Origin of the sequence: Vibrio algivorus (assembly GCF_030161215.1) — a bacterium.
Taxonomy (GTDB): Bacteria; Pseudomonadota; Gammaproteobacteria; order Enterobacterales; family Vibrionaceae; genus Vibrio; species Vibrio algivorus.
The window spans coordinates 344,970-371,155 of the sequence record NZ_BSPV01000009.1 but is presented as its reverse complement, the minus strand read 5'-3'; the positions used below and the strand labels follow the sequence as shown (position 1 = coordinate 371,155).

General features: G+C 40.3%; 23 protein-coding genes. 9 read left to right on the top strand and 14 right to left on the bottom strand.

Annotated elements, in window-relative coordinates; genetic code table 11:
* Positions 1-166 precede the first annotated feature (166 nt).
* Positions 167-991, top strand: a complete 825-nt coding sequence (locus QQJ93_RS14060) for a hypothetical protein (RefSeq protein ID WP_089123213.1) — start codon at positions 167-169, stop codon at positions 989-991.
* 41 nt (positions 992-1,032) lie between these two features.
* Here the strand turns inward: QQJ93_RS14060 and fadR are convergent, their stop codons facing one another.
* Entirely contained in the window at positions 1,033-1,872 is an 840-nt protein-coding gene (fadR, locus tag QQJ93_RS14055) for a fatty acid metabolism transcriptional regulator FadR (RefSeq protein ID WP_089123214.1), read from the bottom strand.
* 414 nt (positions 1,873-2,286) lie between these two features.
* Between fadR and nhaB the strand changes: the two genes are divergently transcribed.
* Positions 2,287-3,879, top strand: a complete 1,593-nt coding sequence (nhaB, locus tag QQJ93_RS14050; RefSeq protein ID WP_089123215.1) for a Na(+)/H(+) antiporter NhaB — start codon at positions 2,287-2,289, stop codon at positions 3,877-3,879.
* A 150-nt stretch (positions 3,880-4,029) separates the two neighbouring features.
* Positions 4,030-4,548, top strand: coding sequence for a disulfide bond formation protein DsbB (gene dsbB / locus QQJ93_RS14045; RefSeq protein WP_089123216.1), 519 nt, complete (start codon positions 4,030-4,032; stop codon positions 4,546-4,548).
* Between the two features lie 51 nt (positions 4,549-4,599).
* On the opposite strand, the gene QQJ93_RS14040 is transcribed toward dsbB, so the two are convergent.
* Positions 4,600-5,223, bottom strand: a complete 624-nt coding sequence (locus tag QQJ93_RS14040; RefSeq protein ID WP_089123217.1) for an SEC-C metal-binding domain-containing protein — start codon at positions 5,221-5,223, stop codon at positions 4,600-4,602.
* Between the two features lie 174 nt (positions 5,224-5,397).
* Here QQJ93_RS14040 and dusC point away from each other — a divergent pair, with 174 nt between their 5' ends.
* Positions 5,398-6,333 carry a tRNA dihydrouridine(16) synthase DusC gene (gene dusC, locus QQJ93_RS14035; RefSeq protein ID WP_089123218.1) on the top strand — a complete coding sequence of 312 codons (936 nt, stop codon included), beginning with the start codon at positions 5,398-5,400 and terminating at the stop codon, positions 6,331-6,333.
* Positions 6,334-6,351: 18 nt separating this feature from the next.
* Here dusC and QQJ93_RS14030 read toward each other — a convergent pair whose 3' ends face one another.
* From QQJ93_RS14030 to yfbV, 5 genes are all read right to left on the bottom strand, one after another.
* Positions 6,352-7,776: a sensor domain-containing diguanylate cyclase gene (locus tag QQJ93_RS14030; RefSeq protein ID WP_160117482.1), complete on the bottom strand. Its 1,425-nt coding sequence runs from the start codon at positions 7,774-7,776 to the stop codon at positions 6,352-6,354.
* A gap of 208 nt (positions 7,777-7,984) precedes the next feature.
* Positions 7,985-8,779, bottom strand: coding sequence for an ABC transporter ATP-binding protein (locus tag QQJ93_RS14025; protein ID WP_089123220.1), 795 nt, complete (start codon positions 8,777-8,779; stop codon positions 7,985-7,987).
* The gene (locus QQJ93_RS14020) at positions 8,776-9,675 is read right to left on the bottom strand and encodes an ABC transporter permease (protein ID WP_089123221.1); all 900 of its coding nucleotides are present in this window, start codon (positions 9,673-9,675) and stop codon (positions 8,776-8,778) included. Before QQJ93_RS14020 ends, QQJ93_RS14025 begins: the two co-directional genes overlap by 4 nt.
* 127 nt (positions 9,676-9,802) lie before the next feature.
* The gene (locus tag QQJ93_RS14015) at positions 9,803-10,771 is read right to left on the bottom strand and encodes an ABC transporter substrate-binding protein (RefSeq protein ID WP_089123222.1); all 969 of its coding nucleotides are present in this window, start codon (positions 10,769-10,771) and stop codon (positions 9,803-9,805) included.
* Between the two features lie 361 nt (positions 10,772-11,132).
* Positions 11,133-11,582: a terminus macrodomain insulation protein YfbV gene (yfbV, locus tag QQJ93_RS14010; RefSeq protein WP_089123223.1), complete on the bottom strand. Its 450-nt coding sequence runs from the start codon at positions 11,580-11,582 to the stop codon at positions 11,133-11,135.
* A 329-nt stretch (positions 11,583-11,911) separates the two neighbouring features.
* On the opposite strand from yfbV, the gene QQJ93_RS14005 reads away from it, so the two are divergent.
* The 3 genes from QQJ93_RS14005 to QQJ93_RS13995 all read left to right on the top strand — a co-directional run bounded on the left by QQJ93_RS14005 (position 11,912) and on the right by QQJ93_RS13995 (position 15,720).
* Positions 11,912-13,108 (top strand): acetate kinase, encoded by a 1,197-nt coding sequence (locus QQJ93_RS14005; protein WP_089123224.1) that lies wholly within the window; start codon positions 11,912-11,914, stop codon positions 13,106-13,108.
* A 92-nt stretch (positions 13,109-13,200) separates the two neighbouring features.
* Positions 13,201-15,342, top strand: a complete 2,142-nt coding sequence (pta, locus tag QQJ93_RS14000) for a phosphate acetyltransferase (RefSeq protein WP_089123225.1) — start codon at positions 13,201-13,203, stop codon at positions 15,340-15,342.
* Positions 15,343-15,507: 165 nt separating this feature from the next.
* Positions 15,508-15,720 carry a hypothetical protein gene (locus tag QQJ93_RS13995; protein ID WP_089123226.1) on the top strand — a complete coding sequence of 71 codons (213 nt, stop codon included), beginning with the start codon at positions 15,508-15,510 and terminating at the stop codon, positions 15,718-15,720.
* A gap of 69 nt (positions 15,721-15,789) precedes the next feature.
* On the opposite strand, the gene QQJ93_RS13990 is transcribed toward QQJ93_RS13995, so the two are convergent.
* Positions 15,790-16,665, bottom strand: coding sequence for a Tim44 domain-containing protein (locus QQJ93_RS13990; RefSeq protein WP_089123227.1), 876 nt, complete (start codon positions 16,663-16,665; stop codon positions 15,790-15,792).
* Positions 16,666-16,947: 282 nt separating this feature from the next.
* Here QQJ93_RS13990 and QQJ93_RS13985 point away from each other — a divergent pair, with 282 nt between their 5' ends.
* Both QQJ93_RS13985 and QQJ93_RS13980 read left to right on the top strand, forming a co-directional pair.
* Positions 16,948-18,243, top strand: coding sequence for an MFS transporter (locus QQJ93_RS13985; protein ID WP_089123228.1), 1,296 nt, complete (start codon positions 16,948-16,950; stop codon positions 18,241-18,243).
* 124 nt (positions 18,244-18,367) lie between these two features.
* Positions 18,368-19,300, top strand: a complete 933-nt coding sequence (locus QQJ93_RS13980) for a YeiH family protein (RefSeq protein WP_089123229.1) — start codon at positions 18,368-18,370, stop codon at positions 19,298-19,300.
* A 20-nt stretch (positions 19,301-19,320) separates the two neighbouring features.
* On the opposite strand, the gene QQJ93_RS13975 is transcribed toward QQJ93_RS13980, so the two are convergent.
* The 6 genes from QQJ93_RS13975 to QQJ93_RS13950 form a co-directional block, all read right to left on the bottom strand.
* Positions 19,321-19,497, bottom strand: a complete 177-nt coding sequence (locus tag QQJ93_RS13975) for a hypothetical protein (RefSeq protein WP_160117483.1) — start codon at positions 19,495-19,497, stop codon at positions 19,321-19,323.
* Between the two features lie 154 nt (positions 19,498-19,651).
* Complete coding sequence (menE, locus tag QQJ93_RS13970; protein WP_089123230.1) at positions 19,652-21,061, bottom strand: o-succinylbenzoate--CoA ligase; 1,410 nt, start codon at positions 21,059-21,061, stop codon at positions 19,652-19,654.
* An 88-nt stretch (positions 21,062-21,149) separates the two neighbouring features.
* Complete coding sequence (menC, locus tag QQJ93_RS13965) at positions 21,150-22,178, bottom strand: o-succinylbenzoate synthase (protein WP_089123231.1); 1,029 nt, start codon at positions 22,176-22,178, stop codon at positions 21,150-21,152.
* A 6-nt stretch (positions 22,179-22,184) separates the two neighbouring features.
* Complete coding sequence (gene menH / locus QQJ93_RS13960; RefSeq protein ID WP_089123232.1) at positions 22,185-22,994, bottom strand: 2-succinyl-6-hydroxy-2,4-cyclohexadiene-1-carboxylate synthase; 810 nt, start codon at positions 22,992-22,994, stop codon at positions 22,185-22,187.
* Positions 22,995-23,007: 13 nt separating this feature from the next.
* Positions 23,008-24,807: a 2-succinyl-5-enolpyruvyl-6-hydroxy-3-cyclohexene-1-carboxylic-acid synthase gene (gene menD, locus QQJ93_RS13955; protein ID WP_089123233.1), complete on the bottom strand. Its 1,800-nt coding sequence runs from the start codon at positions 24,805-24,807 to the stop codon at positions 23,008-23,010.
* On the bottom strand, positions 24,804-26,120 hold the full coding sequence (locus tag QQJ93_RS13950) for an isochorismate synthase (RefSeq protein WP_089123234.1): 1,317 nt from the start codon (positions 26,118-26,120) through the stop codon (positions 24,804-24,806). Before QQJ93_RS13950 ends, menD begins: the two co-directional genes overlap by 4 nt.
* Positions 26,121-26,186 lie beyond the last annotated feature (66 nt).

The window sequence follows — 26,186 nt, the reverse complement described above, 5'->3', positions numbered from 1 at the left end:
GTTTTACTCATTGCACCAATAAGTCGCAATGCTGCTCCAATTTATATCAACCAGAATAAGCAAGGAGTCTAATCCTATCCAAACTTGGGGTTAAATAAATGCCTCTGAACTTGGTTCAAATCTTGCAAGGTATTCCAATATAATATGAATCCAAAGGAGGTCGTTCATGTTTATCGGAATCAGTATATTACTGCTCATTGGTATTCTTGCCAGTATGTTCTACTTCAACATTACGCGAGAAAAAAGCCACCAATACCGCTATCGTCTGATTAATCAGTTACGCCAGCTAATTTATCTGACTCGCCAACATCGAGCCCTCACTCACGCGCATTTAGCTGCCGCGGTCTACTCTGTACAGACACTAAAGCAAACCAACCTTTCTATTATCGAAATATTACAAAATCTAAAGCTCAGCGCAGGGGCGGATACTGGACCAGAAATTCGCGTGTTATACGACAAAACTCAATCTGTATTACTAAATTGGACAGAATTCAATGTCGCCAAAAATCAACTAGAACATGGTAGGTTAATTCGTCAAATGATGTTTTTAACTGATGAGATCATGATTGAATGGCTAATTGATACACACCATGATGATATTGCAGAAGAATATCACCATAGGTGGCAAAAAATTCTCGATACTTTAGAAAGCTTAACTCGCTTTAGAATCAGTATTCAGGACATCGACACACCGATTGGGCAACAACGGTTTCGCCACCATGCGGTCATGTTAAGCCGAAGAATGAATCAACTTTCATTAATTTGCCCATTAACAATGACTGATAATGATCAGAATGGTGTGATTCAGACATTAAAATATTGGGAACAACAAGAAAGTGTTATAGAGACACCAGAGCAACTCTACCAACTGTCATTAGAAGCCTCATACTTAATTTTTAATGTTTATGACCAAATACTTTCTGAAACTTGTGAAGAAATTTACTTACCTTTAGAGGCTATAATTATTGGTGAAAAAAAACCTGCTATTTAGTAGCAGGTTTAGATCCAAGCAAGACTTAGAAGTGAGTTAAATTAACTATCATCTTCCGTGAAATTAGTCGGTAGGTTTTGCTTCATTTTCATCCAGATGTGACCACTTTCAATGCCGTAACGACGAATCAAATTAGGTAACTCTTGGCGATCGCCCTTTTCACACAACACTAATAATTCTTTATAAAACTGAAGTGCCAACTTTCTCGCTTCTGGATTCGAAAAGTAAAAGCTACCCACGCGATCGTATAATTTCTTAATTCCATTAAATATCAATCCATAGATTTGATTTCCTGAATGGAACGCCAGACGTTGGAATAACATGTAATCATAAAAATTAAACGTCTTCGCGATTAAAATTTCATCTCGCTTTTCTTCATCTTTCTCATTATCTTCTTTTACTGACTGTTTGATTTTTTCAGCATAAGGTGACTCTTCAATAAAAGATTCCCATGAATGATGAGATAAAAGCGTTTCACATGAGTCAATCACTCGATTTAAGGTTTTAATACAAGCTTCAGGGTTAGACTTAAAGGCATATCCCATGAAAATTGGGCTAATGCTAGTACGAGCAGCCAATAGATCTTCAACAATACTTGTCGCATTATCGGTATCAAGCGTCATGAGTGTATCGAGAATGTGTAAACTCGATGTTTCCATGAAATTATTAACTTTAGTTGGCTTACCATGTTGAATGGTCAACCATCCATCACGGGCCAATCGTTGCAATACTTCACGCAACGTCGTTCGAGTAACGCCGATCAGTTCAGATAACTCTCTTTCTGCCGGCAAAATAGAGCCAGGTGGAAAACGTCCGTTCCAGATACTTTCGATAATATATTTTTCTGCAAATCCTGCAGGGCTCTTTGCCTTAATAACCATGTATTCACTTTACCTAGTTTTAGGAATGAAAATTACACTCATCATACCACTACTTCCAACTTCCTGAAAACCATCATTCCATATTGTATAGAAGACCTATCTCTCATAAATGTCTCAAAATGAGAGATCTCTCCGAAGCTTTATTCAATTTTTATGGCAAAAATATAACCCACTTCCACTTATTTTATTTTTGTCATTTTACTCTTTCTGCTTTGCCTGTATTCTCATCGCCACAAAAAGCAAACAAAACAACAACACTAGTAACAAAAACATAAACTTAATAGCAACTTTCCACCATAACGACGAAATAGTTTTATATTGACACGTGAAATATTGATCCGCTTCACATATTGATATACTAATCTCGTCATACTGTGCATAAGTTCAAATTTTTGGAGTGAAAAGAGTAAGTTCATGAGTATGTCTTTAGGAAACGCCTTCATTAAAAACTTCCTGGGCAAGGCCCCAGATTGGTATAAAGTTACCATTGTGGCCTTTTTAATCATTAATCCCATCGTATTCTTTTTTATTGATCCTTTTACTGCCGGTTGGTTACTAGTCGCTGAATTTATATTCACTTTAGCTATGGCTCTAAAATGCTACCCATTACAACCTGGTGGTCTATTAGCCATTGAAGCAGTAGCGATGGGAATGACAACAGCAGAACAAATCAAACATGAACTCGCAGCTAATATCGAAGTATTGCTGCTATTAATATTCATGGTAGCTGGCATCTACTTTATGAAGCAATTGCTACTATTTTTGTTCACTAAAATTTTGCTTGGTGTACGTTCTAAAATTTTGCTTTCTGTTTCTTTTTGCGTTACCGCCGCTTTCTTATCCGCATTTTTAGATGCATTAACAGTTATCGCCGTTATCATCAGTGTGGCTATTGGATTTTACGCTATTTATCATAAAGTGGTTTCTAACCCTGATTCCGGAGCACATCATGATCACACCACCGATGAGCTTATCCCTGAAATTACTCGTAACGATTTAGAAGATTACCGTGCTTTTTTACGTTCTTTGTTAATGCACGCGGGTGTAGGTACTGCACTTGGTGGCGTAATGACGATGGTAGGTGAACCACAAAACTTAATTATTGCTGACCAAGCAAGTTGGGAGTTTGGTGAGTTTATCTTGCGTATGGCCCCGGTTACTGTCCCTGTTTTTGTGTGTGGGATTTTAACGTGTATTGCCGTCGAAAAATTCAAAGTTTTTGGTTATGGCGCAGAGCTACCTGATAATGTCCGAAAAATATTATTAGAATTTGATTATCAACAGCAACAAAAACGTACTAAACAAGATATTGCGAAACTTTATGTACAAGCTATTATTGCCGTCTGGCTTATTGTAGGCTTGGCCTTCCACCTAGCTGCCGTGGGTCTTATTGGCCTATCCGTAATTATCTTGGCAACTTCATTTACTGGTATTACCGAAGAGCACTCATTAGGTAAAGCCTTTGAAGAAGCACTACCATTTACGGCTTTATTAGCTGTTTTCTTCGCAGTTGTTGCCGTTATTATCGATCAACATCTGTTTAAACCTATCATTGAAGCCGTGTTAGAACTTGAAGGTAATCAACAAATCACCATGTTCTATATCGCAAATGGCTTATTATCCATGGTGTCTGATAACGTTTTTGTCGGCACAGTTTATATCAACGAAGTGAAAACAGCTCTCTTAGATGGTGCAATTACTCGAGATCAATTTGATTTACTAGCAGTCGCAATCAATACCGGTACTAACTTGCCGTCAGTTGCAACACCAAATGGTCAAGCTGCTTTCCTATTCTTATTAACTTCGGCACTTGCCCCATTAATTCGCTTATCTTATGGTCGCATGGTCGTTATGGCATTACCGTATACATTAGTGCTAGCTATTGTAGGTTACTTTGGTATTCAGTTCCTTTTAGAACCTATGACAGCCTATTTTAACTCTATGGGATGGATTACCTCATCTACGATTGAGATCGCGACACAAGCTAGCCCTATTATTGGTCACTAATAGTCCATTGATTAAAATTAAGTGGGAATTGTTGTTTACAGGCAGCATTTCCCACTTCATAATTTTGAACTATTGATCAATTTAACACTCTGATGTTACAAGTTTTATTTCTTTCACTATATCTATCGCATCAGAAATAAGGAAGTCGTTGTGGCGTGGTTATCTTCTATTAATACATTTTCGCAAAAAAGACTCTCATGGATACTATTACTGTTAAGTGTTGCCTTTTTTGAGTTATCCGCTTTGTACTTCCAACATGTGATGATGTTGGCACCTTGTGTTATGTGTGTTTATGAGCGTGTTGCTTTTATCGGTATCGGAGCATCTGCCATTATCGGACTCTTAAACCCGATGAATAAGTGGGTTCGATGGGCTGGATTAGCGACATGGGGATATAGCAGCTTTCGTGGTTTACAACTATCGTTAGAGCATGTTGGTTATCAGTTTAACCCTTCACCTTTTGCTACCTGCGATATTTTCCCTCAATTCCCGACTTGGGCACCACTTAACCAATGGGCCCCTTGGATGTTTGAACCAACCGGTGATTGTTCTAAAATTGTTTGGCAGTTTTTAGACCTTTCAATGCCACAATGGCTCACGATCATATTCAGCATCAATTTAGTGGTACTTGCTGTCATCGTGCTATCTCAGTTCGTAAAAAACAAATAAAAAATAGGGCAACTTTCGTTGCCCTATCCTCTATAGCTCTATAACCAGAAATTACTCATTCTTGCCACAGCAATGTTTAAACTTCTTGTCACTACCACATATACACACATCATTACGGCCAATCTCTTTATATGGGTTGATGCTTTGTGCTTTTGCCCCTTGCAGCGCTTCATCGGCAGCTTTTGCCACTTCGTTAATCATGATATTAAGTTGAGGTAATAATGCAGATAAAGTCGGTGGCACTTTAATTCCCGCCTCAATCATTTGTTGCTGTGTAGCCTCTTCATCAATAGCAAGCATCAAAGTTGTTAATAAACCTTGCAGCATTCGTACCGTACCATCAGGAATTTCAGCCACTTCATTCCATCCAGCTTCAATCACAGGCCACACTGTCATAAAGCCTTCGGCAAACTCAGCTAAATCTTGATAATCATTTGAATCAACGCTTAATAGTCTTAGCACATCATATTCACAAGCCATTAAATAAGAGTATTGTAATTCAAAATGACGAGTTAAATTCGCTTCTGCTTGTTGCTTATCTAGCTCAACCAAAGGCGCAATCCAAACATCAGGTTGCAAGACTTTTGGTGTCATATTAGCAGCTAAAATAGCCCCTTCTATAAAGGCTGGCGTGTATTCGGTATTATCTAAATTGATATGTTCAATGAGCGGCATTTAGGTTTCTCATACTTTATGTTTCCGCTTAGTGTAACGAGTCATCCCAAAAGTACCAAATAAGTTTGTTTATACCCAAGTGACTTCAAGCATAAAAAATATATAGCCAGTGACAATACAAACCGAACCCTCTACAATCTGCAACCTATTTTTATACTGTTCTGGAGAAAAGCCATGCGAGTCGTACTAGGCCCGATGGAAGGTGTACTTGACCATTTAATGCGCGAATTACTGACTGACATTAATGATTATGATCTCTGTGTGACTGAGTTTGTTCGCGTGGTCGATCAATTATTACCAGAACATGTTTTTACTCGTTTATGCCCAGAGCTATTCCAAGGTTCAAAAACTCGCTCAGGAACGCCTGTTAGGCTACAACTGCTTGGGCAAAATCCTAACTGGATGGCAGAAAATGCCGTGCGCGCTGTTGAACTGGGCTCACAGGGCATCGACCTTAACTTTGGTTGTCCTGCTAAAATGGTCAATAAAAGTAAAGGTGGAGCCGCACTACTCCAACACCCTGAATTAATCTATCAAATTGTTGACGCTTGTCGTAAAGCCGTACCGAATAATATTGTGGTCTCAGCCAAAATTCGCTTAGGTTGGGAAGACCCACAAGATTGTTTTGAAATTGCCGATGCTATACAGCAAGCCGGTGCCGATGAATTAACAGTACATGGTCGTACCAAGATGGGAGGCTATAAAGCCAGTGAAATTAAATGGGAATATATTGAGCAGATAAAACAGCGTTGTCAGATACCTGTTATTGCCAACGGCGAGATTTGGAATTACCAGGATGGGCAAGCTTGCCTTGAAAAAACGAAAGCAGACGCTTTAATGGTCTGCCGAGGAGCTTTCAATCTACCCAATTTGGGAAATGTAGTAAAATATAACGAAAACGCGATGCCTTGGAAGCAAGTCGTTGATCTCATGCTCAACTACTCTGAGTTTGAAATCGAAGGGGACAAGGGTCTGTACTACCCTAACAGAATCAAGCAATGGCTTTCTTATTTACGTCATGAATACGCACAAGCTGATGATTTATTCCGCAATATCCGACGCTATAACAAAGCGCAACCTATCGTAGACTATATAAAATCCATTCATTGATAATTAGTCTACTTAATATTAATCAATGACGACTTGGTTTTTACCCATTTTTTTCGCAGTATAAAGCTTATCATCCGCCTCTTTAAGGAGCTGTTCTAAGCCAGTGTTTTGACTCGTTAGCTTAATCGCAAAACCAGCTGAAATAGTATAGCCTTGCTCAATAACCTTAGTAGACGTTGAGCCAATTTCCGATTGAATACGTTGAATCGCTTCAATCATTTTATCTGCATCAGTGCCTTGCATATATAAAACAAACTCTTCACCGCCAAAGCGTGCGACCACATCGCTCGATCTTGAGTTTCGATTTAAGCAATTAGCAACACCACAAATCACATCATCACCGACATCATGCCCAAAAGCATCATTAATCTTTTTGAAGTCATCAATATCAAAAACCGCTAGCCCTTCATATTTTTGGTTATCAAAGCTTTTATAAGCAACTTCAAAACCTCGGCGATTTAACAAAGAAGTCAAAGGATCACGTTGTGATAAATCTTTAAAATGCTTTCTTTCATTAGTAATTTTTATGTATATCAAACTAATGACTAGAACGGCATATAGAGCAAGCAACATAAAAAGAGAAGGGGCGCTATTAACTAAGAAACTATGAATTTCATGTGACCACTGCCAATTAAAGTACATCATCTGATTGGTCTTAACACCATCAATCCATAAGGTGCGTGGCATCCATGCATTACTAGGTAGAACCGCATCATTAAGGTTTATAAACTGAATTCGTTCCCCAATCGAAGAGCCTTCTGTATAGAGTTTAGAAACCAAAACATCGAGCGCCACTACACCATGGAATTCATTTTCATCAAATAATCCAGCTGAAATAATTAAGATTTTATTATCGGTAGCAATGTCCTTTACTGGCCCATTAATACGAATAGAACTTATGCCACTTTTAGCTTCCTGCCAATATTCACGCTGTTGAACAATACTGACAGTATTTTGGTGCATATGATCGACCATATGAGCTGGTGAAGCAATTAGGTAACCTTTAGGCGAAAGGTAATATAAACCTAAAATATAGTCTTCAATGCCATTCACAAATGAAAAATTAGGCGCTAATACCAACTTGCTTTCAATATCTTTATATAAGTCAGATCCGGGCTCACACCCTTCAGCGAACGCTTTAGCGGCATAATCAAGCTTTAAAACTTCACGAGCATCTGCACGATAGGCTGATTGAATTTTACGACTCTTTGGCAACCACAAACATAAACCATCAGCTCCCATTTCTTGCGTATGTAAATCATGTTTACTAATTTGATGAAGATGCTCATCTTGATCATTAAAATACAATGCAAAACTATAGTTCATGCCACTAAGCAACTTAACCGAGTGCTCAATATTACGGCTAATACTGTTATATTCTACGTTCAAATCTTTATTTATATCTTTGGCGTAGCCTGTAACAATAAAAGCTAATATTGTCATAGCTAGAATCAGAGGGACTAAAAAAACAACTTTGAATGTTAGGCGAGAACGATAAACCATTTGAAAAATAAAAACCTAGGTGAATGACATCCAAAAAATAGAACGTCATTCTACACTATCAGGTTAAGGTCAGTAAAAAGAAATTACTCCCCATATCAATAATAAATAAACATCGATAAGAGGAGTAAATTAAATTGTAGATCTAAATTTAACCTAGTAACAAGCTATCGTCCGAGAGTTCTTCTCCCCTCACTTTACTAAACATCTCGAGTAAATCTGATACTTGCATACCTTGTCGTTTGTCACTTTCGACATCAAGTACAATTTCACCTTGGTGCAGCATGATAGTTCTATCACCACAATCTAAAGCATCTTTCATCGAATGGGTCACCATCATGGCAGTGAGATCAAACTCTTTAATTACCGTTTTGGTTAAATCAATCACAAAAGCAGCCATTCGCGGATCTAACGCAGCGGTATGCTCATCAAGAAGCAGCAATTTACTATCAGATAGCGTTGCCATAATCAGACTGACTGCTTGACGTTGGCCACCAGAAAGCAAGCCAATATTGTCACCTAAGCGATCTTCAAGTCCCAAACCTAAGATACTGATTCGCTCTTGAAATAACTTACGGCGTTTATTCGTGAGCGCCATAGTCCAACCTCGACGCTTACCACGCATATAAGCAATTGCCATATTTTCTTCGATAGTCAGATCGCCACAAGTTCCAGCCAGTGGATCTTGAAAGACTCTTGCACACATATTGGCTCTTTGATCAACTGAACGTTTTGTCACATCAACATTATCAATAATGACATTACCGCCAATCATTGGCGTTTCACCCGTCACGGCACCCAGTAAAGTCGATTTACCTGCACCATTGGAGCCTATCACTGTCAAAAATTGATGCTGAGGAACGTTCAGTGATACTTTTCTTAACGCTTTATTTTCAAGAACCGTACCCGGGTTAAATGTCACTTCAATATTCTTGAGCTCAATCATAAAGCCCCCTTGGCTGCACGCTTGGCTTTCATATTGCTTTTAATTTTCGGCGCAACCAAAGCTGCCGCAACCAAAATAGCCGTCACTAAATTTAAATCTGATGCTTGCATACCAAACATACCAGTATTAAGCGCAAACTGGATTGCAATACGGTACAAAACAGAACCGACTATAACAGCAACAACTGCTACCCATATCTTACGACTAGGAATCAATGTCTGACCAAGAATAACAGCCGCCAAACCAACGACTATTGTCCCCACCCCAGAAGTCACATCTGCAAAGCCATTGGTTTGAGCTAAAACTGCGCCTGCAAAACCAACCAGCCCATTTGAAAGAGCTAAGCCAAAATACGTATAAAAACCAGTACTTGCACCTTGTGCTGCAACCATTCGAGCATTAACACCTGTCGCTCTTAAAGCAAGGCCAAAATCACTATTAAGTAAACGAATAATAATTAATGCCGAAATGATAACGATAATTGCCACTGCTAAAGGACGAACAAACAAAGTGCCAGCGAAAGCATCTAATGGCGTAAATATCGTTTCTTCACCTAGCAGGGATAAGTTGGGTCTTCCCATGATACGTATGTTAATCGAGAAAGCCGCTAACATAGTCAAAATAGAGGCAAGTAAATGCAAAATTCCACAACGTACCGCGAGAAAAGCCGTAACTAACCCACTCATCCCACCAACAACAAATGCCATTGCTGTCGCGATCCACGGGTTAACACCAGACACCAATGCTGCCGCAGCAACCGCGGCCCCCATAGGAAAACTACCATCCACCGTTAGATCAGGAAAATCTAAAACTCGAAAAGTAAGGTAAACACCTAGTGCAACTAAACCATAAACTAGGCCTAGTTCTAAAGCGCCATAAAAGGCAAAAGCAGACATAAATACTCCCTCGCTGCTTACTATTACCAGCATTTTACTGCCAGTAACAAAATCCCCAATTCAATTTGGAGAATACAATCCAATATTAAAGGCGGCTAAACTAAACTTAGCCGCTCTATCAATAACCTTACTTTTTATATACTTCAGCACGATCCAAGATCGATTGAGGAATCTCAATCCCAAGTTTATCCGCTGATTGCTGATTGATAATTAAATCGGAAGCTTTGGCTACGGTGACTGGCAGGTCTGTAGGTTTTTTACCTTCAAGAATCGCTGCAACATAATCAGCCGTTTGAACACCAACTTGATAGTAATCTGCACCAAGACCAATCACTGCACCACTTTCAATATAAGTAGTTGAAGCTGCAAAAACTGGTTTCTTCGCTTGATTAGCAGCAGCAACCATACCATCAATAGCACTCGCAACTGTGTTATCGATCATCGCGTAAATCACATCGGATTTTGCCACAATAGCTTGAGTCGCCGATTGAACATCCGCACTCTTCAATGCTGTACTTTCAATAATTTGAACATTACGAGTTTTTGCTTCCGCTTTAAGCAAATTAATCAAAGCAACCGCATTCGCTTCACCTGGGTTATACACCACACCAATAGTTTTCAAATTGGGAAGCAGCTCTTTCATTAAGTCAATATGTTGACCTACCGGAGAGAGGTCAGAAAGGCCTGTTACGTTGCCAGAAGGGTTATCAAGGCTTTTAACTAACTTAGCCTCTACAGGGTCAGTCACTGCTGTAAATACAATAGGAATATTCTTGGTGGTTGCTGCTAATGCTTGAGCAGAGGGGGTAGCAATACCAACGAGTACATCAGCACCTTCACCAACAAATTGACGGGCAATCTGAGAAGCAATGGCAGGGTTACCTTGAGCAGTACGATATTCAAACTCTAAGTTTTTACCTTCTTCATATCCTTTCGCTTTTAAACCATCAATTAATCCATTACGCGATGCATCAAGCGCCGGATGTTCAACGATTTGTGAAACTGATACTTTGTAAGTTTCAGCCATAGCACCTGTGGTAGTAAGTAACGCCGCACCTGCAAAAATTGCACTTGCGAAAAGTTGTTTTGCTTTCATCTTGACTCCTTGATTCAGCAATAAATGTTGTGTTTATACCCTAGTTATCTGGGTAATTTTATTATTAATATCCCGACAGAGCTCCCTGTCATATACCCAAAGTACAAAGTAATTAGGTACAGTGAGATGACAAGTGAATAAGATCCCATGAGCATAGCTCGCCCATGACTTTCTTTATAAAAAGACAGGGGGTGAATAAACGCTGTCAACAAAACTGCACCTTCAAGTACGAAGGGGGATAGACATATTCTTACCAGTTAATCTATATAAAAGGAAGTAACAGATAGCAAAATATCAACAAAGCCCTAATAACTAATTACTAGGGCTTTGTTTTGTTCATTATGAGAAGTGATTTAAAAAGCTAAAACCAACGTTCCAGTGCGGTTTCATCAAGTTGACGAAACGCTCTCTTAAGCATAGAAGCTAGCTCTTTATAACGAGGATTAGATTTTATTGGCTCTTGCGCTGCGCCAGATTCCGCCACTTTTTGATATAACTCTCTATACCAATTAGCAAGGCTTGGCGGCAATACAGTATTAGAGCGAGTACCAAGCCACCAAATTCCTTGCAAAGGTAGGCTAATCGCAAATAAAGCGATTACAATGGCTTGCGGCATTGCATTGTAATTTTGCAAGCTCATTTGCAGTAATACACTTATTGCTGCAACGGCAGGCATAGCTTTAATACCAAACTTAGTTGCTTTTATTATACGTTGCTCAGGAAACATAGGAGCAAGTTCTTTACGAACCGGCCAAAGATCCATGTATTGCTGGCCATCTTTAAAACGGTGAATAAACCCTGTTTGACTCATAAGCCCTCCCGCCAACTAAAATAAAACAACAAAAAATCAACAAAAACTGTAATAAAATTGACTAAAGTTAATATTCATTAAAAATTTTTTGTTATCTTAGGATATAATCGTTATCCTTTGCGCACTTTTATAATCTCAGTTGCTTGATTACAAAGCAAACCGAGAATTGTGTCGCATTAAATCAATTTTATCGCCTTTGCTTCTTATGCAAAAAGCACCAAAAGCAAGGCATATTTAAAGAATAATACGTTGATCCCCGATTGTCGTCTATTCTTGAAATTGTTTTATTTCATTACAGTCATTTTTTGAACGAATACAGGTATTCACTCATGTCAAAGCTAGTCCTAGTTTTAAACTGCGGTAGTTCTTCACTAAAATTTGCAATCGTTGATGCGGAATCTGGCGATGAGCTTCTAACCGGCCTTTCTGAATGTTTAGGTCTTCCAGAAGCACGTATTAAATGGAAACTAGATGGAAAGCATGAAGCTCAACTTGGTAACGGTGCAGCACACGCTGAAGCGTTAAAATTCATCGTGGACACTATTCTGGCTTCTAAACCAGAACTAGGTGAAGGTCTTGGTGCTATCGGTCACCGTGTTGTGCATGGCGGCGAACAATTCACATCTTCTGTATTAATCGATGATGGCGTAATGAAAGGTATCGAAGATTGCATTACCCTTGCACCACTTCATAACCCTGCAGCAATTGCTGGTATCGAAGCGGCTAAAATCGCTTTCCCTGGTTTGAAAAACGTGGCTGTATTTGATACTGCATTCCACCAAACAATGCCAGAAGAGGCATACCTATATGCGCTTCCTTACAACCTATACAAAGAAAATGGCATCCGTCGCTACGGTATGCACGGTACTTCTCACCTATTCATTACTCGTGAAGTAGCGAACCTACTGGATAAACCAGAAAACGAAGTAAATATCATTAACTGTCACCTAGGTAACGGCGCATCAGTTTGTGCAGTTAAGAATGGTCAATCAGTTGATACTTCAATGGGTCTAACTCCACTTGAAGGTCTAGTAATGGGTACGCGTTGTGGCGATATCGACCCTGCAATCATCTTCCACATGCATGATGCTCTTGGCTACTCTGTTGAACAAATCAATACAATCCTAACCAAAGAGTCTGGTTTACAAGGTCTAACTCAAGTGACTTCTGATTGTCGTTTCGTTGAAGACAACTACCAAGACAAACCAGAAGCTGCTCGTGCAATGAACGTATTCTGTCACCGTCTTGCTAAATACATTGCAGGCTACACAGCGACTCTTGATGGCCGTTTAGATGCCATCGTATTTACTGGTGGCATCGGTGAAAACTCTGGCCCTATCCGTCAACTCGTTCTTGAGCGTCTTGCTCTTTTAGGTGTTGAAGTTGATAGCGAGAAAAACCTTGCCGCTCGCTTCGGTGGTGAAGGTGTGATCACTTCAGACAACAGCCGTGTGCCAGCGATGGTTATTTCAACCAATGAAGAATTGGTTATCGCTGAAGATACAGCTCGTCTAGCGGGTCTTTAATACTTAACAGGCTAACTTTACGTTAGCCTGTTTTCTTTTATGACTGTGTATTTTCTACCCAGTCACTTTCAATAGTTAGAGGAAATAATTCTATGTCTCGTACTATTATGCTTGTTCCTATTAGCGCTGGTGTTGGTCTTACTAGCGTGAGCTTAGGCGTCTTACGTGCTATGGAGCGTAAGGGTGTAAATGTTTCGTTTTTCAAACCTATCGCTCAACCTCGTAGTGGCGATGATATCCCAGATCTTACATCATCAATTATCTCGGCAAGCAGCGATATCAAAATTGCTGAGCCTACTATGATGTCAGAAGCTGAGTCCATGATCAGTAATGAAAAAATGGATGTGCTACTTGAGCAAATCGTTGAGCGTTATAACGCAATCAGCAACAGCTCTGAAGTAGTTCTTATTGAAGGCCTAGTACCGACTCGTAAGCATCCTTTTGCTAACCAAGTAAACGCAGAAATTGCGAAAACACTCGGTGCGGAAATCGTATTTGTCGCAACACCTGGTACCAACAACCCTGCGCAATTAAAAGAACGCATTGATGTTGCTTGTTCAAACTTTGGTGGCACCAAAAATAAATCAATTTCAGGCGTTATCATCAATAAGCTAAATGCACCAGTTGATGAAGCAGGCCGTACTCGTCCAGACCTTTCTGAGATTTTTGACGAGGCCAATAATACAGCTCAAGCTAATATCGAAGTAATGCAAATCTTCAACTCTAGTCCAATCCGCGTGCTAGGTTGTGTGCCTTGGAAAGTTGAGTTAATTGCCACTCGTGCTATCGATATGGCGAAACACTTAAATGCGGACATCATTAATGCGGGTGAAATTAATTCTCGTCGCATTAAGAGCATCACTTTCTGTGCGCGCTCTCTACCAAATATGATTGAACACTTTAAGCCAGGCTCATTACTTGTAACATCAGCTGACCGTCCAGACGTTATCGTTGCGGCTGCTCTTGCTTCAATGAATGGCGTAGAAATTGGTGCAATCTTGCTAACTGGTGGTTACGACATCCCAACATCTATTGCTAATTTATGTAAGCCTGCATTTGATGCCGGTCTGCCAATCTTCAAAGCACAAGGTAACACTTGGCAGACTTCGCTTAACCTACAAAGCTTTAACTTAGAAGTCCCAGCAGACGATAAAGAACGTATTGAATTTATCAACGATCACGTGGCAAGCCACATTGATGGCCCTTGGATTGATTCTCTATCCGAAGGTACTCAAGGTATCCGTCGCCTAAGCCCACCAGCATTCCGTTACCAATTAACTGAATTTGCTCGTCGTGCAGGTAAACGTATCGTACTTCCTGAAGGCGATGAACCACGTACGGTTAAAGCTGCTGCGATTTGTGCTGAGCGTGGCATTGCTGAATGTGTGCTGTTAGGTAACCCTGATGAGATCAAACGCGTTGCGGCCCAACAAGGTGTTGAACTAGGCGCTGGTGTAACCATCATCAACTCTGAAGAAGTTCGTGAAAACTACGTAGCTCGCTTAGTTGAACTACGTGGCGCGAAAGGCATGACTGAGGTGGTCGCTCGTGAGAAGCTGGAAGATTCAGTATTCCTAGGCACTATGATGTTAGAAGCGGGTGAAGTAGACGGCCTTGTATCAGGTGCTGTTCACACTACAGCGAATACTATCGTTCCTCCGTTCCAAATCATCAAAACGGCTCCTGGTGCGTCTATCGTATCGTCTGTGTTCTTTATGCTGCTACCAGACCAAGTATTGGTATACGGTGACTGTGCGATCAACCCAGATCCAAACGCAGAGCAACTAGCAGAAATCGCAATTCAATCGGCAGATTCTGCAAAAGCATTTGGTATTGATCCACGCGTTGCAATGATCTCTTACTCTACGGGTACTTCTGGTAAAGGTGCAGACGTAGATAAAGTACGTGAAGCAACCAAGATCGCTCAAGAGAAGCGTCCTGACCTAGTCATTGACGGTCCTCTTCAGTACGATGCTGCTATCATGGAAAACGTTGCTGCTTCTAAAGCCCCTAACTCTCCTGTAGCAGGTAAAGCCACTGTATTTGTATTCCCAGACCTAAATACTGGTAACACAACGTACAAAGCGGTGCAACGTTCTGCAGACCTAGTATCTATCGGTCCAATGCTACAAGGTATGCGTAAGCCTGTGAATGACTTGTCTCGTGGTGCATTGGTTGACGATATCGTCTACACCGTAGCACTAACAGCGATTCAAGCGGCTCAAGCTGAATAAGTTTTAAAGCTGTATTCAAAAATAAAATCAATCCCCAGTAGCATTTTGTTACTGGGGATTTTTTATGTCTTACACTTAGCTATCCCCAAGTACCATCTATACTCTGTAGTATCTATATTCAGTAACATTTATACCCAAGTGACTCAGAGAAAAGAAGTCGTACACATGGAAATCATCAAACTTGAAAAACCCATTTTTAAATGCCAAATGGATGAAGACATTTTCTTTCAACGATTAGCTGAGCTAGCCGATGTTGATAATATTACTGAGTCTGACAACCTAATCTTTATCTCTATCTCAAGAAAAACAAAACCAAGCGCTGTGTTAAAAGAGCTGACCGACATCGCCAACATGTGGAATAGTCATTTGATTGACTAGTGTATAGACAATAAAAAAGCCAGCAGATTGCTCCACTGGCTCAGTCATGTTTGTGATTAAGAGCTAACTTTACGAGTTAGTTTGAATACCAACGATTAACCACGGCGCATTATTCGCGGTTAAATCACGCTCAAGGTGCCAAACTTCATCGATATCTTCTTCTATGCCTTCTACAGCATCACGGTAGCGACCTGTAAATTGAATACTCAATTGTGCTTTTGAAGCATCGTACTCACCACGAACAATTTCGGCATCAACGTACATGACATCGGTGTGTTGATCACCTTGAAGTTGTGCACGTTCAGCTTTTAGTTCTTCGAACAGGCTTGGAGTGACGTATTCTTCAATCTTATCTAATTGATTAAAGTTCCAAGCACCTTGCAATGTGCGGTAATGCTCACGAGAACCTTCAACAAATGCTACACGATCAAAACCTGGAGGGAAGTTGTGAGGAACATCAGACTGCCCTGTTGCACCAAAACCACCTGAAGATTGAGGTTGCTCAAAGTTTTGCACATTAGGCTGCTCAAATTGCTGGCGATTCATCGCACCAGAATATGCAGCTTGAGGCCCTCGATTCATCGAACCTTGTTTTGCCCCCATCATGCCGCGTAAAAATTTGAATGCAACAAAAGCAATCAAACCAAGAATTAAGATATCAAAAAATTGGATACCCTCAAAACCACCGCCCATGAATAAAGAAGCAAGTAGACCACCAGCCAACAAACCACCTAACATACCGCCCATCATGCCACCACGACGAGTATTGGTTGCATCTGGCTTTTTATTTAACGTATTAGTATTTTGCACATTCTGTTTTGGTGCTGGTGCGGTTTTAAAACTTTTACCGAAAGACTTACCACCACCAAAGCGTTTTGCTTCAGCGATTGGTGCTGTAACCATTGATACCATAATCAAGGCCACCATGACAAAAAGTCGATTCATACGATCCCTTTTATATTAATAAGTAAAACTGAATTCATCATAGCGGTAATATGCAAGGTGTACACTACAGCTATGTTTCAGAATATTGCAATTGGTCAGAAGCTACACAATAGATGACTTCAATTGCGGATAACTAAGAGTTACTCAATCCTGCACTTTGTATGCCTCATTGAGTTAAAATCTAGTTGTAACCATACTGCGAATAAAGCATATTGGTGAGACTAACAAGGCAAACTGAGCCCCAAACTGGCTAGAGTATTACGCACTGTTTCAAGGATAACAATGAATAATCAACCAGCACCCATCTTTCTTTCAAGGCGTTTTTTTCCCTATTTTGTCACCCAATTTTTAGGCGCTTTTAACGATAATATTTATAAAAACGCTCTGTTACTTTTTGTTGCTTTTGCCAGTGTCGATGACCTACCAATGTCTAGCACTTTATTTATTAATTTGGCAGCGGGTTTGTTCATCTTGCCGTTTTTTCTTTTTTCGGCAAGTGCCGGTGTACTAACCGACCAATGTGAGAAATCAACATTAATCCGTATGGTTAAACTGGCTGAAGTAGTGATTATGCTACTTGGTGCGATTAGCTTTCTAACTCAAAGCTACATCGCATTATTATTTTTATTGTTTCTTATGGGTGCACAATCGGCATTTTTTGGTCCGGTAAAATATGCATTGTTACCTCAACATTTAAAGCCTCAAGAACTACTCAAAGGGAATGCTTGGGTCGAAACCGGAACCTTTTTGGCAATTTTATTCGGAACAATAGGGGCAGGCTTTATTGTGGCTGCGCCTTCGGCTTACTCTATTACGGCAATAGCAGTGGTCTCGTTTGCCCTATTAGGTTTTATCTCTAGCCTATTTATCCCCAAGGCCAAAGCTAAAATTTCAGCGGTCAAATTTGAATGGAAACCCGTACAGCATACTAAACAAACATTACTACTGGTGAAACAACACAAAACCATTTATGCCGCCATCATCGCGATTAGCTGGTTTTGGTTTTTAGGCGCAAGTTATCTAACTCAATTTCCCAATTTCACTAAACACTATTTGAATGGCGACTCCACCAGTGTGTCTTTTTTATTAGCATTATTTTCGGTTGGTATTGCGGTGGGATCATTACTATGTGCCAAACTATCCCATCAAAAAATCAATTTTAAATTAATGTTGCTAGGTGGGTTTGGAATTACCGTTTGTAGTTTAGTATTAGGGTTGGCAACACCTAAATATACTGACACCCTAATTACCATCTCAACACTATTCACTTCTAGTCATTTATATCCGGTATTTATTGCTTTATTAGTACTTGGAATTTGTGGAGGGCTATTCATTGTACCTTTGTATACTTTGGTACAAACCTTAGCTTGTGACCAAACTCGCGCTCAGGTAATCGCAGCTAACAATATTTTCAATGCGCTATTCATGGTTGGTAGTGCCATTATAGGTATTATCTGTTTGAGTATCATTAACATGACAATCCCTGATTTCTTTATACTATTAGGACTACTCAACCTGGCTATGATTAGCTATCTGACCAAGTATTTTAAAAATTTAACTAATCTCGAAGCAAACTAGTTAATACATAACCTACTTTAAATCGTTAATAAATACTAAACGATATGTTTAAAAGATTAAGACTTAATTAACCACTACTTTCAGGTATTCTTACACCTTATTTTTTACACGTTTTAGGTTTGTTATGCGTTCTTATATTCGCAATTATGGTTTATTCACCCTTGCTGCCTTAGCTTGTTTTACACCTTGGGTAAGTTCTCCTGTTGCACTGACTCTTGGCTTCTTATTAACGAGCTTTGGTTTTGTTCCTCACACTATTCCTGTTACCAAGATCACTAAAAAGCTATTGGCATACTCCATTGTCGGTTTAGGTTTTGGGATCAATATAGATCAAGCGATTCACGCAACTGAGCAAGGCTTTGGCATTATTGTCACAAGTATTTTCTGTACGCTATTTATCGGTACGTTACTTGCGAAAAAGATGAAGTTAGAAAGAGAAACTGGTCATTTAATTGCAGCAGGAACTGCTATCTGTGGGGGGAGTGCGATTGCAGCGGTTGCTCCAGCAATCAATGCAAAAGACCAACCTGTTGGTATGGCCCTAGCTGTAGTGTTTGTGCTTAACTCAGTGGCGTTATTCTTATTCCCAGTAGTCGGTCATGTACTAGACATGAGTCAAGTGCAATTTGGTACTTGGGCTGCTATTGCGATTCATGACACATCATCAGTAGTCGGTGCCGCACAAGCATATGGTGAGCAATCTTTACAAATTGCGACAACGTTAAAACTAGCTCGTGCATTATGGATTGTGCCTGTCGCTTTCCTTAGTGCAATGATGTTTAAAAGCGAAAGTAAAAAAATTACGATCCCTTTCTTTATTCTCTTTTATTGTGCGGCCATTATTTTCTGTGATCAAGTACCACAATTCTCTGCGGCTTATCACACCATTTACAGTGTAGCCAAACAGACGCTCGTACTATGCTTATTCTTAATTGGTTGCGGCATTTCAATCGGAAAACTTAAAGAAGCCGGCCCTAAGCCGATGATCTTTGGTGTAGCACTATGGGCAATTATCTCTATAAGCTCACTAATTTATATTATGACTCATATCCAGTAGACCACATCTAAGTGATTTAGTTATACATGAGGCTCAATACGGGCCTCTTTTCTTTTTACTGCTTGCTTACTTTTTAAAACCCAAGCGATCACCACCACAAAAGCCCCTAACTCAGCTAAAGCTGATATCAACCCACTCGAAATAATCGACACCCAAACTAAAGCCATCACTGCTGCAACGACAAGTAACTTCATCATATTCATCCTTAAATAGGCTTACGATGAAATAAGTATGCCGGGTTTTCGTTCAATAAATAAATTCTGTTTAGTGCTATAAAATAACTATTGTCACTATACCCAAAGTGCTGAATTCAGAGCTATCACTCAAACCTGAGGCTATATACGTAAGCACTTATGAGGTGATAACTTGTTGATAGTACTTTTTAAGATCTGCGCGAGAAATTTTAATTCCAGAGTTCATTAAGTGTGCAGGGAGTAAATAATACGCATCTGGGCACTTAAATTTATCTAAATAAGGTAACAAGTACTCTTGGTAAACGTTAAAATCTTGCAGAGTTTCCGTATCAATAAACGCGACCGGTCTATAACCATATAGCTCATTTTCAATAGGAAGAACCAAGGCTTGCTTTATATCGGGGTGGCGAACTAATACTGCTTCAATTTCTTCACAATGAATATTCTCGCCACCAGAAATAAACTGGTTATCGGCCCGACCTAGAATAATGTATTCATCGACTTTGCCCGCTTGTTGATAGCATTGCCCAAGATCTTTGGTATCAAACCAAGGCTGCTCATCAGTGACGAGCGGCGTAAGTTGCCCTTGGAATAAATAGCCTGCGGCTAAGGTTTCCCCTGCTACATAAATACGTCCATCTTGCAGTTTAATTTTTCGGAAAGGTAATAATGCACCAGCGGTTGGACTAGCATCCACTTGCTTGGCAATCACTGTAGAAGCGGCTTCAGTCATACCATAACCTAACCAGCATTCTATCCCCTGCTTACTTGCTCTTTCGGTAAGCGATAGCGGAATATGAGAGCCACCGAGTAAAACTCGTTTTAGTTGAATAGTCTGGCCTGAATCTAGTAAACGCTGTAATTGAATGGGAACAAGTGAAGCATGAGTCACTTGCTGAATGTCAACCTGTAGGTTACCACTGCCTATGACTAACTTAGCCCCTTTAGCCAACCAACGCCAAATAATAGACAACCCTGACACGTGGTAAATAGGTAGGCTTAATAACCAAGAATCATGTTCTTTAAATAAAAACTGTTGGGTAATACCATTCGCACTAGCGATATGATGCTTAACCGCATGTACGACTGCTTTCGGAATACCTGTCGAGCCCGAAGTGAAAACGATGCTGGCAAATTGTTCCGAGCTAAAGCAATAAGGTAAATCGATATCTATTGAGGCGTTATCTGATGCTAGAGATTGGCCTAAAATCAATGACAAGCAGGGAAGATCAAACTCAGTATCATGAAGTGAATCAATCGATTCAGATAACCAGACAAAATTAGCTTGAATGATATTGAGCTTTTGTTTTATCCCAATCATCGGTTGAGGTGGCATTAAGGCACATAAAGCCCCAAGCCTTAACAGCGCTAAATATAAAAAAACCACTTTAGGTTCATTTTTACTGATCACCGCAATAATATGACCACTCTTCACCCCTTGAGATTTTAACTGCAAGCTCAACTGAGTGATTTCTTCATCTAATTGCTGCCAAGTATACGAGCCTGTTGGGGTGACTAACGCCGTCTTTTCAGCATGTTCTACACACCATTGCTGTATCAAATCCACATTACTACCTTTCGGTTATACCCGCCGTACTTGAAGTAGCTGCTTTGTTGTCGGCGTTCATTCGCCCCAATTACTTTGGGGTATGTGACTAATCGACAAACTGCTTAATCAGTGTCTGTTCAGCTAACATTGAAACTGGCAGTTTGCTATCTGGCCAAGTGATTTCTAATTGAGCTTGAAAAAGTTGCAAGGTATCGAGACCAGGTATCTGTTGTGGCGTTTTCCAAGCCGACAATCTTGCCAATTGAGTTAAACCGATTGTCGATTCAATACTCGAACTAATCACCGCCTGTAATCCATTTTTCTGAGCAAAATCAATCAAAGATAAACAATGCTCGATAGAACCAATTAAGGTAGGTTTAATCACCACAGCTTCAACATAATTGCCAAGCAAAGAAGATAACTCAAAACCATTAAAATCCATTTGTTGAACCGTTTCATCCCAAGCAATATTAATCGTGGTTTGTTGAGCAAAGTCACGGCTTAATTCTGGGGTTTTACACGGTTCTTCAAGGAAAGTGATACGTTCACGATATTCAGGTGAAACATACTGAGCAAACTTAAGTGCTTTATCTAAAGTCCAGCTACGGTTAGCATCGAGACGCAGTTGTAAGTCAGGAATTGATTCTAAAAATAGATTCACTAACATACCGTCACGAATTGGTTCATATAAACCAACCTTTACTTTAGCGACTTTTTGCCGACCATCTTTCGACATGGTTTCAAAAATCGGAATCAGCTCATCAGGGTCACCACTACATAAAGGTGCTGCGCGGTACTCTCCTTGTTGAGGAAGTAAACCATCAAGCTCACATTGTGCCATCGAGAGCGCAAAAGCAACGCTTGGACTCATAACATTCCAATCACGCCATTCACCATTGTGCTGCCAACCTTGCAGAGCTTCTATCAGTTCAGACTCCACTTGATCTAAACTTTCTTGGCTAAAACCCGGCAAAGGCGCGCATTCACCATAAGCCATGTTATCGCCTTGCGTAAGCTCTACAATATAACCTTCTCTTTGTAATAAGCGTTGATCGCGAACGATCACACCACTGTCCATAGGTAAATTATAGCGATACAGTTTCGCAGTGCGAGTTTGAGGATTAACTATAGACATAGAGGATTACTTTAACTGGTTAATAAAATCAGAGATTAATGCGGCAAATTCCGCCGGCTTTTCATGATGAACATTGTGCCCCGCTTTTGAGACCAATTTAAATTTCAAGCCGCTTTGCTCAGCCAATGCTTTAAATTTTTGGTCTTGCTCACCGCAAATATAAAGCAGCGGGATCGTTAATTGTTTTAAGGAGTCTAAAAGATAAGGCTGTTTTGATAGTGACGTAGCACGTAGCATACAACCTAATTGAGAACCTAGATTATCACTACGCAGCTCGACTAACTCTTCGCGTTGGTCTGGGCTCAAAGAGGCAAATACACCTTGGTGATACCAATCAAACAACACATAATCAATCGCTTCTGTCGCAAAACGTTTTGACCAATGCTTATCATTTTCCCAGCGTAGTACTTTTTCTTCTTCAGTTTGCAAACCAAAGTTACCACCTTCAAGAATGGCACCTTGAATATTAAGTCCTTCAAAGCACTTTTCTGCAAGACCGTACATGGTAATCCGCGCGCCTAATGAGTAACCAACAAAAATCAAAGGCATTGAGGCATCCATATTTTCTTTTTTAAGCTTTGCAAGAACCGTTAGTTGGACTTGGTGACAGGCTTGTTGGAAATCTTCTACTTCACAATATTTACTCAGGCCATGGCATGGTAAATCGACACGAATCGCATGTGAAACATTCAGGTGCGAGAAACAACTATCCCAATCTTGGCTAGACCCTAAAAAACCATGCAAAAAAACAGGAATCGCTTGCTTTTTTTCAATCCCGCTTCCTTCTTGGTTGTCGACAATATGACTATAAAGCATGAGATTTTCCCGCCTATTCGGTAGTGTTATGTAATTCGGTTATTTTAGCCAATATGGATTTTATCTGTTGTGATGCTTGTTCGGCTGGCGTTACCACTTCAACTAATAATGCTGAGCGGGTCTCACCTTGTTCAAAATTGGCTAGATATTGCTGCACCAGTTCCAACAAGTTAAACCATGAATCAGGCGCAGCATAATTAAGCTTAAACTGATGCGCAGCATGTTCAAATTGGTAGCCGTGCGGCATTTGGTATAAATATTGTTTTTGCTCGGTTGGTACCGGCAAAAGATCAAAAATCGCCCCGCCATCATTATTAGTCACAAGCACAACATGAGGTTGCAACACTGTCGTCAACAATGCTAATGAATTTAAATCGTAGAGCAGTGATGTATCGCCTAGCAGAGTGAATAGTGGAATATTTTTCGAACGCTGAATACCGGTCGCCGTCGCCACCAAACCATCAATACCTGATGCGCCTCGGTTGGTATAAACCTGCGTAGATTCAATAGTCGATAACATATCCGCTAAACGTACGATTAAACTGTTACCGATAAAAAGCTCCGCATTAGGCAATAGTGAAATCAATTGGGATAAATTCAGCGCAAGTTGGCATTCGGTTAACTGGTGACTCTGTTGAATATCAGAAGCGGCCTGCTCAACCAATACTTTCGGTTGTTGTAGTTTATCAGCCCAGCTAACTACGTGATTAATCGATGATGGTGAGGCATTTTCAAGCATCGTAATGCAATCACCTATCGCCGCCACCGTTCTTTGTTGAGGTAATCGATCTGGGTTAAACACGCTAATGTTCGGCTCAAACACCCAGTAATAGCAGTTATGATTCAAGACTGCTTGCTTTATAAATTGCCCAATACGTTTAGATACAAAACGCGCACCAAACTGTAAAACACAATCTGCTTGTGATAATTGTTCAAAATAAGCCGGTTGTTGTAGCCATAAATCATAATGCGCCCATTCACTGCTGACACCAGATTGAGGATCGGCAAAAATTGGCCAACCTAATGTTTTCGCCCACTGTGAAACTTTTTGAGCGTCATCCAACGGCATTTTTCCAATCAAGATAACCCCTTTTAAATGAGGTAGCTGATTGATAATGTCTTGCTGAGAGCTATTGGTTAGTTCAGGGACGTTGTAACTTGGATACAATTTGGTCAATTCTAAATAATGACGTTGTGAGTCCATCGCTTGTACTAAATCTGGCTGATATTGCTGTTTTTCTTGTTCACTTTGAATATACAAAGGCTCTGGATATGGGCAGTTAATATGTAGCGAACCTGATACAGTATATTGATAAGCTAAAGCATGATTAATATCGCTCAGCGCTTGAATTAATTCTTGAGGTGTAGGCTGGTTTGGCTCTCGGCTCGGACTAGCAAGTTCGACACTTTTTCTCACATGAGAAGAAAAGATCCCTTTTTGCACAATCGCTTGATTCGCACCGACACCAATCAAACTCTGTGGGCGATCAGAGGTTAACAAAATAAGTTTTTCGCCAGTTAAACCAGACTCCGCCACACTTGGTAATAAGTTTGCGACAGCCGTACCCGAGGTAACAATCACTGCCACTGGATCTTGAGTTGCCTTAGCAATCCCTAGTGCTAAGAAGCCTAAACCACGCTCATCAAAATGGGTATGCACAGTAAGTTCTGAACGTTGTGCAAGTTCTAATGCTTCAAGGCTTAAAGGTGTTGAACGAGAGCCCGGAGCAATGCATATATGTTTCACACCGGATTGAGCAAGCGTCTCTAAAATAGCTTGAGCCCAAATTCGATTTAATCCAGCTTGGCTCATACGGTTTCACCACGTTCATTTTCAATTGGATAGTCGGTAATCAAGTTTAATAATGTGGCCGTTTTACGGTTCAATTCTTGCCATTCAAACTCTGCTTCAGATCCTGGAACAATGCCAGCACCTGCGTAAAGTTTAACTGTGTTATCGACTAATGAAGCACTACGGATGGAAACGCAAAATTCCGCTTGGTGATGACCAAAATAGCCTAACGAGCCGCTATACCAGCCACGAGTAAAAGGCTCATTCATACGAATAAAATTAAGGGATGCTTCACGTGGTAGGCCAGCAATAGCTGCGGTAGGCTGTAAAGCGGATAACAACTGTATTCCTTTCACCTCTGAAGATAAGCGTCCATTAATATGACGCTTCAAATGCTGAACTCTACGCAATTGAATTAATTGCACTTCAGGATGCACTGCAATATTTTCGGTATACGGGCCCAAACGGTCAATAATGTCATTCACTACAATTTGATTTTCACGCTGATTTTTATCATCGTTCATCAACCAATCAGACAGTTTTTTATCTTCAACAAGATCATCACTGCGACCAATCGTCCCAGCTAATGCTTCGGTTTCTACCTGATCTCCCGAACGGCGATATAAACGCTCAGGTGTCGAGCCAACAAAACTCCGATTAGGAGCCAGTGACACTAAAAAGTGAAAGCTATTATGATTTTGTTCACGGCTCGACTTTAGTAACTGAGCAGCACTAATTGGCTTAGATAATTCAACCAAAGTTTTTCTGGCTAACACCACTTTTTCGAACTCTTGAGCTTCAATCGCAGTTAATGCCTTACTTAAAATATGTTTCCACTCATCAAATTGAGGTGAAAAGTAAATTTGGCTTGATTGAGGAACCAACGTTTCTATCGGTTGGTAGTCCGCCTTTAGTTGCAGTAAAGCATCAATCGTCAATTCAACATCTGGATCAATATTAGCATTGACTGTCCATTGATTATCTTGACGAATGAATTCTATTTTTGGTAAGAAAAAGTAGCTGGTAAGCTCTGGCGTATTAGAGTGCTCACTATCGAAAGCTTTGCCGCCCCACACTCTTTGTTGCTCAGCAAGAATGGAGTAAGCATCTAGTGGGTTGGTAAAACTATTCACTTGTTCTAAAGCAATGACTTCTTCACGCTCATCACGTGACTGCCAGTAAAAGCGAGGATATAGCGATTGCCCTTCTAGCCAGTCAATAGCACTAAAATCTTCGGGTAAATTGACTACCTCAGAGATACGGTTTTCACTCGAAACTTGCCCACGTCTAATTCGTTCAATTATTAGCTCAATCACTTGGGGTAATTCAGACAAGTCGACCTCTCATTTTGATTTCTACAGCCTTCACGCTTAAGTATAGCTTTATGGCTGATTAATATC

Excerpts from the sequence above, each read along its gene's own strand:
- QQJ93_RS13985 (WP_089123228.1), top strand. The coding sequence starts at position 16,948 with ATGAATAATCAACCAGCACCCATCTTTCTTTCAAGGCGTTTTTTTCCC.
- QQJ93_RS13990 (WP_089123227.1), bottom strand. The coding sequence starts at position 16,665 with ATGAATCGACTTTTTGTCATGGTGGCCTTGATTATGGTATCAATGGTT.
- QQJ93_RS14025 (WP_089123220.1), bottom strand. The coding sequence starts at position 8,779 with ATGATTGAGCTCAAGAATATTGAAGTGACATTTAACCCGGGTACGGTT.
- fadR (WP_089123214.1), bottom strand. The coding sequence starts at position 1,872 with ATGGTTATTAAGGCAAAGAGCCCTGCAGGATTTGCAGAAAAATATATT.
- QQJ93_RS14015 (WP_089123222.1), bottom strand. The coding sequence starts at position 10,771 with ATGAAAGCAAAACAACTTTTCGCAAGTGCAATTTTTGCAGGTGCGGCG.
- QQJ93_RS14030 (WP_160117482.1), bottom strand. The coding sequence starts at position 7,776 with ATGACAATATTAGCTTTTATTGTTACAGGCTACGCCAAAGATATAAAT.
- menD (WP_089123233.1), bottom strand. The coding sequence starts at position 24,807 with ATGAGCCAAGCTGGATTAAATCGAATTTGGGCTCAAGCTATTTTAGAG.
- QQJ93_RS13980 (WP_089123229.1), top strand. The coding sequence starts at position 18,368 with ATGCGTTCTTATATTCGCAATTATGGTTTATTCACCCTTGCTGCCTTA.
- dusC (WP_089123218.1), top strand. The coding sequence starts at position 5,398 with ATGCGAGTCGTACTAGGCCCGATGGAAGGTGTACTTGACCATTTAATG.
- QQJ93_RS14005 (WP_089123224.1), top strand. The coding sequence starts at position 11,912 with ATGTCAAAGCTAGTCCTAGTTTTAAACTGCGGTAGTTCTTCACTAAAA.
- pta (WP_089123225.1), top strand. The coding sequence starts at position 13,201 with ATGTCTCGTACTATTATGCTTGTTCCTATTAGCGCTGGTGTTGGTCTT.
- nhaB (WP_089123215.1), top strand. The coding sequence starts at position 2,287 with ATGAGTATGTCTTTAGGAAACGCCTTCATTAAAAACTTCCTGGGCAAG.
- menC (WP_089123231.1), bottom strand. The coding sequence starts at position 22,178 with ATGTCTATAGTTAATCCTCAAACTCGCACTGCGAAACTGTATCGCTAT.
- QQJ93_RS14040 (WP_089123217.1), bottom strand. The coding sequence starts at position 5,223 with ATGCCGCTCATTGAACATATCAATTTAGATAATACCGAATACACGCCA.
- QQJ93_RS14020 (WP_089123221.1), bottom strand. The coding sequence starts at position 9,675 with ATGTCTGCTTTTGCCTTTTATGGCGCTTTAGAACTAGGCCTAGTTTAT.
- QQJ93_RS13975 (WP_160117483.1), bottom strand. The coding sequence starts at position 19,497 with ATGATGAAGTTACTTGTCGTTGCAGCAGTGATGGCTTTAGTTTGGGTG.
- yfbV (WP_089123223.1), bottom strand. The coding sequence starts at position 11,582 with ATGAGTCAAACAGGGTTTATTCACCGTTTTAAAGATGGCCAGCAATAC.
- menH (WP_089123232.1), bottom strand. The coding sequence starts at position 22,994 with ATGCTTTATAGTCATATTGTCGACAACCAAGAAGGAAGCGGGATTGAA.
- QQJ93_RS13995 (WP_089123226.1), top strand. The coding sequence starts at position 15,508 with ATGGAAATCATCAAACTTGAAAAACCCATTTTTAAATGCCAAATGGAT.
- QQJ93_RS14060 (WP_089123213.1), top strand. The coding sequence starts at position 167 with ATGTTTATCGGAATCAGTATATTACTGCTCATTGGTATTCTTGCCAGT.